The sequence below is a fragment of the Oscillibacter sp. UBA6647 genome (genome assembly GCA_002455655.1).
Taxonomy (GTDB): domain Bacteria; phylum Bacillota; class Clostridia; order Oscillospirales; family Oscillospiraceae; genus Oscillibacter.
Map to the genome: position 1 here is coordinate 1 of DKLF01000071.1, position 11,121 is coordinate 11,121.

The 11,121-nt window shown below is 53.0% G+C and carries 6 protein-coding genes and 1 pseudogene; 1 reads left to right on the forward strand and 6 read right to left on the reverse strand.

All coding sequences use genetic code 11. The features are described 5' to 3' along the window. The 6 genes and pseudogenes from B2W96_RS05275 to B2W96_RS05300 form a co-directional block, all read right to left on the reverse strand. Positions 1-488, reverse strand: a pseudogene (locus B2W96_RS05275) (IS30 family transposase); the annotation flags it as partial. A gap of 537 nt (positions 489-1,025) precedes the next feature. Further along, positions 1,026-6,776, reverse strand: coding sequence for an S-layer homology domain-containing protein (locus B2W96_RS05280; RefSeq protein ID WP_293009242.1), 5,751 nt, complete (start codon positions 6,774-6,776; stop codon positions 1,026-1,028). 15 nt (positions 6,777-6,791) lie between these two features. Continuing rightward, positions 6,792-7,058 (reverse strand): hypothetical protein, encoded by a 267-nt coding sequence (locus B2W96_RS05285; RefSeq protein ID WP_293009243.1) that lies wholly within the window; start codon positions 7,056-7,058, stop codon positions 6,792-6,794. 10 nt (positions 7,059-7,068) lie between these two features. Then, positions 7,069-9,426 carry a LuxR C-terminal-related transcriptional regulator gene (locus tag B2W96_RS05290; RefSeq protein ID WP_293009244.1) on the reverse strand — a complete coding sequence of 786 codons (2,358 nt, stop codon included), beginning with the start codon at positions 9,424-9,426 and terminating at the stop codon, positions 7,069-7,071. Between the two features lie 384 nt (positions 9,427-9,810). Then, complete coding sequence (locus B2W96_RS05295; RefSeq protein WP_293009245.1) at positions 9,811-10,131, reverse strand: LysR substrate-binding domain-containing protein; 321 nt, start codon at positions 10,129-10,131, stop codon at positions 9,811-9,813. An 11-nt stretch (positions 10,132-10,142) separates the two neighbouring features. Next, a complete protein-coding gene (locus B2W96_RS05300) occupies positions 10,143-10,700 on the reverse strand; it encodes a LysR family transcriptional regulator (RefSeq protein ID WP_293009247.1) in 558 nt (185 codons plus the stop codon). 23 nt (positions 10,701-10,723) lie between these two features. Here B2W96_RS05300 and B2W96_RS05305 point away from each other — a divergent pair, with 23 nt between their 5' ends. Further along, positions 10,724-10,939, forward strand: a complete 216-nt coding sequence (locus B2W96_RS05305; RefSeq protein WP_293009246.1) for an EamA family transporter — start codon at positions 10,724-10,726, stop codon at positions 10,937-10,939. The last annotated feature ends 182 nt before the right edge of the window (positions 10,940-11,121 follow it).

Below are 11,121 nucleotides of genomic sequence, written 5' to 3' on the forward strand. Positions count from 1 at the left end.
ATTTTATCACTGCCGCTGACATAGAATACTCTGCTTCGGATTTCGCTCCATACTGTGCAATCTATTGCGGATGGGTTTGTAAACTCGCTTCCCCGGTCTGTTAGGATAATCGGAAACAATTTGCAGAAGAGATCATGCCCAAGTCTTTCATAAAGGTCATCAATAATGTCCGCCACAGAACGAGCCGTATTGGCGTCTCGCAAGAAAGCAAGTATTACACTGCAACTACGGAAGAATATGGTAAGCAATACTTTCCCGCAATTTCGCTTTCCCTCCACGCTGTCCATTTTAACAATAGGCAGATCCGGATTTTCGTTCACATACCGCTGAAAATCCTGGTAGGTTCTTCCTTCGTAGCAACCCCTATCCAGTTTAATCAGCTTTTTCTTCTGCCTCCTGCGGTAGCGGACTTTTCGCGGAAGGTCAATGTTTCCAACTGAAAGTAAGCTTGCGTCAATGTAATTGTAAAAGGTCTTCTCGTTAAGCATAATTTCATCCGCATGCGTGGAACAGATATGGTGGATGGACTGGCCTTGCTTGACCAGCGGAGAAATAACAGCATCTATTCGCTGCAGTTCTTCTGGCGCTGTCCCAATTCCTTGTCGGCTCTCGCTACGGACAGCTTCATACTCCTGTTGAGCAAAATCCGCATAATAATATTGTTTTTGAAGTTGACAGCGGATAATCCTCCTGCAGCCATTACACACACATGGCGGCAGACCAAGTTTAGGACAGCGTTCTTCTTCATAACTGGAGCATGTGCTGTTGCATTCACCGCATCGTGCACAGAAAAGATCCCTGGTATTTTCACCGTTTTGTGTATCCTAACTTTATTGCAAAACTTGTTCAATAAAGGAAGACTTTTTTCGTATGCGGGGCAAAGGGATACCCGAACCTTTCGGGCGGTCTGGTTAAGAACCAGACCAAAAAGAGGGTTCCGACGATATCGTCGGAACCCTCTTTTTACTTCAAAGGTGTTTTTAAGGATCTAAACTTTCAAAGTCCGGATTTTTGTCTGTCACCGCTTATTTTGCCAAGTTCTGGCTAAAGCGCTGAAGAATCGTTGCTACCTGCGCGCGGGTGGCGTCGCCAAAAGGCATCACCTGATTGTGACTACCCTGCACAAGTTTGGCATTCACTGCCCACGCCAGCGCGGACTGCGCGTATGTGGAAATGCTGCCGTAGTCGGAGAATTCCCGGATAGCCATACCGCCTTGGGTGGTATCGTACCCCTTGTATTGTGCGTAGCGATAGAGAATTGCCGCCATCTGCTGGCGGGTGATGGTTCCCGTGGGGTTGGAGCCGTCGGAAATGCCGTTTTCCACAGCCCACGCCTTGGCTTCCGCCATGTTGGCGGGCGTTTTGCCGTCCATACGCGCCAGCACCATCCAGATCATCTGGCGGTTCGCCGTCGCATTGGGGCTGAATGCCGTAGCAGAGGTACCGTCAAATAGGCCGTTATTATAGGCATAGGCCACGCTGCCGTAGCACCATGCGCTCTCAGCCACATCCGCAAACGGGAAATTCACAATTAAATACTGTGATAGATGCTCGGTGGTAAAGGTCACCTTGCCATTTGAGTAGCTGGCAGTCTTTGGCTCGATGCTACCGTTGTCATTGATAAACCAAACGGTAATGCTGTCCGAGTTCTCACCGAATTTCAGCGTGTAGGGAACGGAAACGGTAATCTTACCGTCGCCAAACGTGCTGACCTTGCTGCTGCCTGCGTAGACGTTGACATCCACCACGGTAGCAGAACCAGCTTGACTGCCAAGCGTAGCCTTTTGGCTGTCGGTGAGCTTGCTGTTATTGACAGTCTCTACGGAGAACTTCACGTCGCCCTTGTCTTCGACAAACGCCAGTGCAGGCTTGTCAAGCGCAACCGTGCCAGTGGGCAGGGCAACCGCGAGTCCTTCAGAACCTTCTGCTTTCTGTACGGCGGAAACCACCTTTGAGGGAATGGTCGCAGCGTTTACCTTTAGGCCGGAGACGTCTACCGTGATGGTGCCGGTGTCCTTAGATGCGGAGGCAATCGTAGAAAGCTGGCTGTTCGCGGCAGAAATTGTCGCCGTGCTGCCGGAAACGGAAGCGGACACGTTTGCAGTGCCGGTATTGCTGGAAACCGGAACTGACACGGTATTGGTAGCAGTGCTGCTGGAGGATGATCCGTTTCCGGAGTTAGAGACAGTCTTTGTGGGAATGATTACGGAGATTTCTGTGGTATCCGCCGTCGTGTTGTCACTTGTTTTTGCGACTGTCAGTACGACCTTAACTGTCGTTTCTACACTGGGTGGGGTAATGGTTCCGCCAATTGCCAACACAGTTGCATCGGGGGATACATGCTTGATTACCACCGTAAAACCTGATGGAACTGTGGGGAGCGTCAAGCTTGTCGCATCTTTTGCAGGAGCGTTAATTGTGGTGATCAGTGCCGCAATTTGCGCCGGAGTGGAATCAGACAAAAACCATGTTTTTACCTGCGAAGCCGCCGCCGAGCGAAAAACCGAGCCTGTCGCAGCGTAAGCTACTTCAAAGGTATGCGCTGTGCCGAGACCAAGCCCGGTAAACACGTTGGAATTCTGCCAAGCACCATTGTCCACACGATATACAAAAGTTCCGCCTTCGGTTACTGTCACCTCCGCGGTGACGGAAGATTCGGCGAAAATGGTTCCACTCACGTTTGACACGTTTGGCGTTGTTGTTGGTCTCATGGGAACGGTTATCGCCGTCGGCGTACTTTCCGGCGTGCCACTCACAACTGCCTTCTGCCGTAAATATAAGTATGAGCCAACGTAATTGCTGATGTTATCACCGGTTGCGATTGCTGAACCGTCAAATGTCGAAGCAGTGTTCATTTCATAGGCAGCTCCAAAAGAAATTGTTTCGCTTGCATAGTTGATGGTCGCCACCGATGCGTCAAGCGCTGCCGACCTTGTGTAAATTGTTGCCGCAGAACTGCTTTCCGATGCAAACCGCGCACTGGTCTCTTTGACACGGGCATAGAAAGTGTATGACGTTGCGGTCGATAACTCGCCGAAAGTCGGGGTATCCTGCCAACTAATGCCGTCCTTGCTGTATTCTGCGTTGGAAATGGTATTAAGCGTGATGCTGTTCGCTCCGACCGTTGCCGCTGTCGGCGCGCTGGGTGCGGCAGGCGCAGAAGCCTTAGTCACTGCTTCGGTCGCCGCGCTTGTCAGCGTGCCATCGTAGCCTGCTGCGGTTACGGTCACGGTAATTGTTGCTCCGATGTCATCCACAGATAGAGTGTACGTGCTTCCTGTTCCAATATTGGTTGTGACACTGCTAACTGTTCTCTTCCATTGGCAGGAAATTACTGCGTCTGACTGTACGCCGTTAACGTTCGCTATCAGCGTTTGTCCGCATTCTACCGTACCGGTAATGGTTGCAGTGCCTTCAATGGAGGCTGTAAAAGCTGACGACGTAAGCTCCGTGCCTGCCGAATAGTCATCAGACTCTTTGACACGCACCTGCACAGTACCGGCAATATTTCCGACAAAAATTGTGATTGTCGAGTCCGTAAGCACTGCATTTAAAGATGACAAAGCTATCCAAGTCGTGCCGTTGGAGCTGTATTCGTAAAATGGCAGCATCTCATATCCGTTGACCACGGTAAAACTAAATGTGTTTGTATCGCCGTCGGTTACCAGGCCGTTTGTCGCCGCAGCAATAGAAGATGCAGATTTGTTCACAGTTAGCGTAACAGTTGTTGTTGACGGCGCATAATTGCCGTCTGTCGGTGTAAATGTCACGGAGTATGCTGTCGTATTGCTGTCTGATACAGATGGTTTCGTCGCTCCATTCGTCCATGAAAATACGCCTGCTACACTGCCACCAGAAAGAATGGAGTCCGAAAGCATTTGCCCATACGTGATTGCAGAAGCGGAAGGCGGTGTGTCAATAGAAGATGGGGCTTTGTTGACCGTCAGCTTTACAGGTACGGTGATCGTATTATAATGCACCGCGTCTGTCGGCGTAAATGTAACGGAATACTCCGTCGCATCGCTGTCTGATACGGAAGGTTCTGTGGTTTCTGTTGCCCATGCAAAACAGCCTTCTACATCAGATGTTCCGCCGGAAAGCGTGGAGTCCCCAAGTGCCTGCCCATATGTAATTGCCGAAGCGGCAGGTACGGCCGTACAATTGGGGTTACGCTTCCCCACCGTAACAGTGACAGATATATTGGTGATGATACTATAGCTGGTCGTGTCATCCGGCGTATACTTGACAGTAAAGCTATGGTCTCCTAATTCTCCTACGCCGGTGGTTTTGAGGTCTTCCCATTCAAAGCCCTCCGGCAGCGCCACGTCTTCCAGCGTATCGCCCCAGGCTGCCTTAAGTCCGGTGGGTACGGTATAATCCGGATTGCCTTGTGACGTTGCGGCAGAGTTGCTTGAGCTGATGCTTCCAGTGCAGTTTTCGGCAGCAACTGTTACGTTAATAACCTTGCCAAAGTCAGCTGCAACGAGACTATAGGTGCTGTCTGTTGCTCCGGATATATTTAAGCCATTCCTTGTCCATTGGTAGAAGATTGTTCCAAGACTACAACTTGGATCAGCAGTCATTTCGCTTGTAATCACGTTAAGGTTCTGACCACACTTGAACGTCCCCATGATGGAAACAGATCCGCCCAGTGTTGCTTTTTCCGTCGTTACTGAAAGAACTGGACTTGATGAGGAAGCTTTCAAAGTATCTGTCTCAGCCATTCTTGCGTAAAAGCTGTAATCTGTGTTAGGTTCAAGATCGGTAAAGGTTGTTTCACTCTGCCAGGTATAGCCATTCATGCTATATTCAGCACCCGTAATAGCATTCAGCGTGACGGTGGTTTCCGTTTTAGAAGCCATTGCAGGAACTGAAGGCGCAACCTGTAGGGCCTTTACAGTTAAAGTCTTCTCGCCGAAAAGGCCTGAACCGTCTTGCGCCGTTGCACGAACTGTGACGGTGCCTGAGCCGGTGAGTGTTACTAAACCGGTTGTTGAAACAGATGCGATACCGGAACCCGAAGATATGCTCCAAGTAATATCCTGCTTAGCCTCGGTTGGAGACACGGTTGCAGACATTTGCGTGGTATCACCTATCGCAACGTTAGTTTCTGAGGTGTTTACTATTATGCCGGTTACGATATTTTGTAGAACCGGAAGCACAAGCTCGCCGAAAACTCCAGAACCATCCTGCGCCGTAGCCCGAATTGTTGCTTTTCCACTTCCCCATGCTAGATCAACAACACCGCTTGTCCTCAGCATGTTCCCCGCATCTACACTGCCATCGCCGGCTTGTGTCGACATGGTTACCGTCCATGTGACGTTTTGATTTGTGGTATTTGAAGGCTGAAAGCTAACATATAACTGGAGTTGACCGTTCTTTCCGATACAGGTTGCCCCGTTTTCTCCTGTAACCGTAATGCCTGTTGCCAAAACGTTCCCTGCGGTGAGCGTAACCGTATAGGAAGCAGATTCAGCCGCGCCGTCATAGGCGGTAAACTGAAGTGTGGTGGTTCCAGCCGTTGTAGGTGTAAAGGAATAATTCTCGTCTGCAGGAACCGCAGTGCTGCTTCCGTTGGTGTATACCCTGTAGGTAAGTGCATTGCCGTCTATATCCGTGAAAATATCAGATAGTTTGAGGGTATAGGCGCTATTCACTAATACCGACACACTATCCGTTGACGATACGCCGGATTTGAGCGTCGGCGCCGTGTTCGCCGAACCCGTCACCGTGAGGCTGATGCTAATCGGCGTACTTGCATAGTCAGAATAGTCGCCGGAGCATATCTCTTCGTTATATATGAGCAGCGTATAAGAACCCGTCATTATGTCCGTGGAAATCGGTATTGATAAGGTTCCGCTGGCCTCCGTGCTCAGCTTGGCATAATACTTGACCATGCTATCCGTGTTACTCACGAGAACACAGGAAACATATTTTCCGTCTCCTGTCTGCGCGCCGCTGTAATTTAGGCTGATGTAGCTGCCCTGCGCCTTGGTCAAACTGGCCGGAACACTGGCAATGTTAAGGCTCAAGTTTGAGTCCAGTACGGTAAACTTGACTTCGCTGCTGAGTGCGATAGAATTTATCGTGCCCACGGCTGTGCCTTTGGCGCCTGATATGGGGGCGGCATACAGTACGTTTGAAAGATCAAGAGCAGTCCCGGGACGAACACAATTTGCCTGTGTAATGGGAGGGCCATAGCCATTTACAACACCGGCGGATACTGTACGGGCGTTGCCGTATTCAGTCATTGTGCGCAGAACCCACGCTCCATCAGCAAGGCCAAGCACACTCGAAGAGATTGTCGATGCCTCTGTTGCACTCAACGCCCAAATCTTTTGATTGGTCGGCTGTGTGCCGGAGACCTCATCCAATGTCAGCCCGACCATGAGGGCCTGTTCGCGGGAGTCATAAGAATTCGGAAGGTTGTTGATAAATGACTGCAGTGTGCTGCCCGAATAGGAAGTTGAATAGGTCTTATCGGCATCCAAAAACGCGGAGGACCCCATCGACCCTTTTGCAAGCAGCGTTACATATTCACCGCCCTTGTCGATACCAGTTCCGTCAAAGCCCACCACATACCACCGCTGGCCGCCAAAGCCGATCTGCGTTGTGCTGGACGCAAGCGTACTTCCGGAACCAACTCCGATGGATGAACTCGTCATCCCGTAGGGAAGTGTTGCCGCTTTTGCGGTTATTGAAAACATCGGTAGTATTCCTGTTACCATGATGAGAATTAAAAGTAAAGACAGTAGTTTTTGCTTCGTTTTTATCATTGCAGTTTTCTCCTTTTATGATTCCAAAAACTCACCAAAGTCCAGAATGAACTTGGCCAAGTCCAGAGATATCCTGTGATCGCTCTCAGGCGGTCTGTCCCGCGCGTGCAGAAGTGCCAGCAGGCTCTCCACCGTCTGTGGCCGATGGACCAGCACCCGCAGGATTTCGGCCTGCCGCGTGTCCGCGGCAAAGCGGACGCGCTCTTGAAGCACAAGTCCGGTCTGCCCACCCAGCTCCGCAAGCGTGACGCCAGACTTCAATTTCAGCACGGTTTTGTCCATTGGCGCCCTCCTATATCAGCCGTAGCTTTTCGGCCGCGGCTCTGGCTTCGCTTCGTCGGCTGAGGCCCAGCTTCTGTAAAATGCGGCTGACGTGGGTCTTCACCGTCGGCAGCTTGATGCCCAGTATTTCGCTAATCTCTTGATTGCTCAGGTTCTGACAAAGCAGCTTCAAAACCTGCGTCTCCGCCGCTGACAAGGGTTCCACGGGCCGCACCTCCCGCTTCAAGAACCGGGGGTACTCCACTGCCTGCGCCCGCGCGACGGCAACCAGTCTATCAAGATACGCCGCGTCTGCGTCCCAGTTGCACCCACTCAGCAGTGGCAGAATCGCCGCGCCGTACTGCGCCACGGGCCAGACGAATTGATATTCGCGGCAGGTATCCAGCGCACCGCAAAGCTCTGCCTTCCATTCCATGTCGCCCATGCGCTCCATGCACAGCGCCGAGAGCAGCCGGATGTGGATACGGTCCATCACCCGCCCGCAGTGTTCACAATAGGGCTTTAGCCGCGCCAGAAGCAGCAGCGCGTCGCTGTAATCGCCCTCAAGAATCTGTACCATCGCCCGCGTCAGGTACTGATAGCGCCACATTGCCCACAGCCGTACATCGTTCTTCGGTGCTGTATCCCGCAGCCACGTCCGGACAGCTTCCGTATCGCCCAGCCGGAGCTGGATGCGGCAGAGCATCGCGTCGATGTTGGGCAAAAACCGCGTCTGCCCAGTGTCGAGGAATTTTTCGCGCAGGCTCTCAACCGCTTCCAGCGCCGCCCGCGCCTTGCCCTGGGATACCTGCACCCGTGCCAGCAGACCCACCACGGCGAACTCGATGTCCGGCGTACCCCGCGCCTGAATCTCGCCCAGACGCGACATGAGGGTGAGCAGACGTTTCGACACGTCCTCGCCCTTTTCAAACTTACTCTCGCAGATGGAGCAGTCGGCCAGCCCCACGCCATCCCGGCCCAGCACGGTTTCCACCGGCCTTTTCATGGTGGCGTACAGCAGGTCGTCCTTTTTCGACCACTCGCAGAAGTCCTTTCCACCGTTCATAATGCTGGGCAGGGTGCTGGTGACGGAAAACGCCGGCACCATGAGTTGCTTGTCCGTCATAACCCGGAACACGCTGCCGATGACCTCAATCAGTCCCTTGCTCCCCCGCTGGGGCAACGCAATGTCCAGATACGCCAGCTTTCCCTGCACGGTTTTGTACTCGGAATCGGTCTTTTTGAGCCGTACGGCATAGTCTTGCAGCGCGGCGTACCACCGCTCGGAGGCCTCGTAATCCAGGCAAAGGGAGGTCAGCATACTCATGCCGCACATCAGCGGCGGGGATTTAAGAATTTCCTCGTCCGGCAGAGCAAAATAGTAATTCTGCAGCTCGTGGTAGCGCCCCACACCAGGGTGCTGCTCCGCGTTTTTCACCAGCAGCGCGGACACCTTGCCCTGTTCTCCCGCAAGGGAGTAGCATTCCAGCGCTTTGTCCAGCTCGTCGCGCAGCTCGTAATAGAGCGCCGCGCGGCTGTACAAGCTGCGCTGCTCCGCGTCGGTGAGTTTCTGGTGCAGCCCCCACATCAGAAACACCCGGAAGATTGGCCAGAAATGATAAGTATCCAGTCCATCGAATAAAAGCATGGTGGTGTCCCGCTGGATGATACCCAGCAGCTTCCCCGCCCGGGGATCGCCGCTGACCATTTTCGCAAGCTCCAGATGGAAGCTCTCAAACGGCGCAAGGCTTACCAGCAATCGCTGAAGCGGCGCGTCGAAGCGGCGGTAGACCGCCTCATCAAAGTAAAGGAAAAGCTCTCGCTTCGCCGAGTTCAAGATGTCCTCGCTGTATGCCCCGCCATTCTTCAGCTTGCGGCAGAGGATATCCATGGCGGTGGGATAACCTTTAAAATCCCGCTGAATGGCACTCATATCACCGGGGCTGACCGCAATGCCGCGCTCTTCCAGCATCCGCTGCGCGGTGGCGCGGTCGAAAAGCAGGGTGGGAGCGTCAATGGCAAGCAGAATTCCCGCAAACTGAAAGGGCATCAGCCAGCCGGGAACCGCCCCGCGGCCCAGCAGTATAAAGCGCAGGTCCGTTCGGGTACGAATCAGATTACAGAGCGCTTCCCGGCGCTCCGGTTCCAGCAGATATTGCAGATCGTCCACCAGCACCGCGTCGCAGCTCGGCGGGATATTTTCCGGCAGGAACTCCACGGACGCAGCGCTGAAGGCGCAAACGGTATGCCTGGAAAGGAGCGCCGTGGCCGTTGTGGTCTTGCCGCAGCCGCAGGGCGCGGAGAACAAAATGACCCGGCAGTGTTCCCAGCCTGTCAGAAAGATTTCCTTCAGCGAGGGTTTTATGATGGCTGAAACACTTTCGCCCATGGGCCGCCTCCTTTAACAATTAGTACATTTTTAAGAATTATTTTCCAATATACCAGCTAATTATATCAGATAAAATTTATTTTGTAATCCATCCAAAGTATGATTGAGGGGGCAAAAAGTCAAATACCAAACGCGCAGAAAAAAGGCAACAAACGACTGTTTTCAGTCGTTTGCTGTCTTTCAAATCAAAGCCGCATTTCAAAATATTCACTAAAAAAATGTGCTGATACTTTGTAGCGCCTTTATCGCGCTGGACGAGCTAATAAAACTGAAATCGGCATGACCGAATTGCGCATGCCACTATTGGTAAACTAATTTCCGTTTTGAGTTTGAAAAAGTAACTTCTGCCATATGGGTTGAAGTTAACTTTTCAACTCACCTACACTATTTTTTATCAAATATGCTGTCCCTGTTTTTCAAATAGGTTGTCCGGCTACCTTCCTCGTCTCCGTGCAGTTCATTGGTTGCAAATTCATAAAATTTTTTGGCGGCCGGGGAGATTTCGTTCATCGGAGTCACCGCGATGCCGATTTCCACGGTTTGGGGCGGGTCCAGCGGCAAAATCTTAATCTGGCTGGTCCATGCCCCGCGAACCAATGCATTGTTGGTGCTGATGCACAGCCCCGCGCCCACCATGGAGCAGGTGGCGTAGCTGTCTGTGGAGGAAAAGCACTGGTGGGGTGTCAGTCCCAGCCGGGCAAACATTCGCGTGGCGTCTATGTCTTCTCCCGGATAAGTGGCGATGTAGGGTGCGGAGGCAAATTCTCAACGGGAAACACATCCATTCCGGCCCAGATGCTGTTCGGCGGAACCCAAACAACCATCGGGTCATTGAGAAGGGGAAGCCACTGAAAATTTCCTTCCCGGCGGCTGATGATGCAAAAGTCTGCCCGGTGCTCTGCCAGGGCGGCGGCAAGACGGGTGCTGGTTCCCTCAAGAATCTGGATTTCAATGCCGGGATGGCACCGCCCAAACGCTGCCACCAGGTCTGCAAGCCAGTGGTAACAGACGGGATAGGCGGTGCCCACTGTGACAGAACCGATTTCAAGGCCACGAATCTCAGCGGTCATCTGGGCGTACCGCTGCGCAGTTCGGTCCAATTCCTGCAAAAGCGGCAATAGGCGGAGGCAGTCCGCCGTGGGGGTCACGCCGTTTCGGCTGCGCTTCAACAGGGGAAATCCGGCTTCCTTTTCCAGTAAATCCACCATGCGGCTCATGCCGGAGGGCGTATATCCCGGATGTTCCGCGGCGGCGGACAGACTGCCTTCTCTGATGGCGCTTGGATTTTCGTTTTTTTATGGTGATGACAGCGGAGTTGACCGGCCTGAAGACCACACCCACGGCCACCGTTTCGTTTTTGGAGAATACCGCCGTGGTGTTTGTACCTTTGTTCGAGGCGGCTTTGCGCCGCCGTCTGCCGGGCCGGTGGACCGTGCTTGGCGCGGCAACGGCTCTGGCGGGCGTGGCGCTTCTGACCTTACGGGAGTCGCTCTCCATCGGTGCCGGAGAGTGATTCTGCATTGCTGCCGCAATGCTTTACGCCGGCTCGATCATCCTGACGGACCGCCTCTCCCGTCAGGATGATCCTCTGACGCTGGGGATTCTGGAGGTGGGCTTTGTGAGCCTGTTTGCGCTGACGGCTTCGTTTATAACTGAGACGCCCCGGCTGCCTGCAGGGGGTGTGGAATGGGGCGT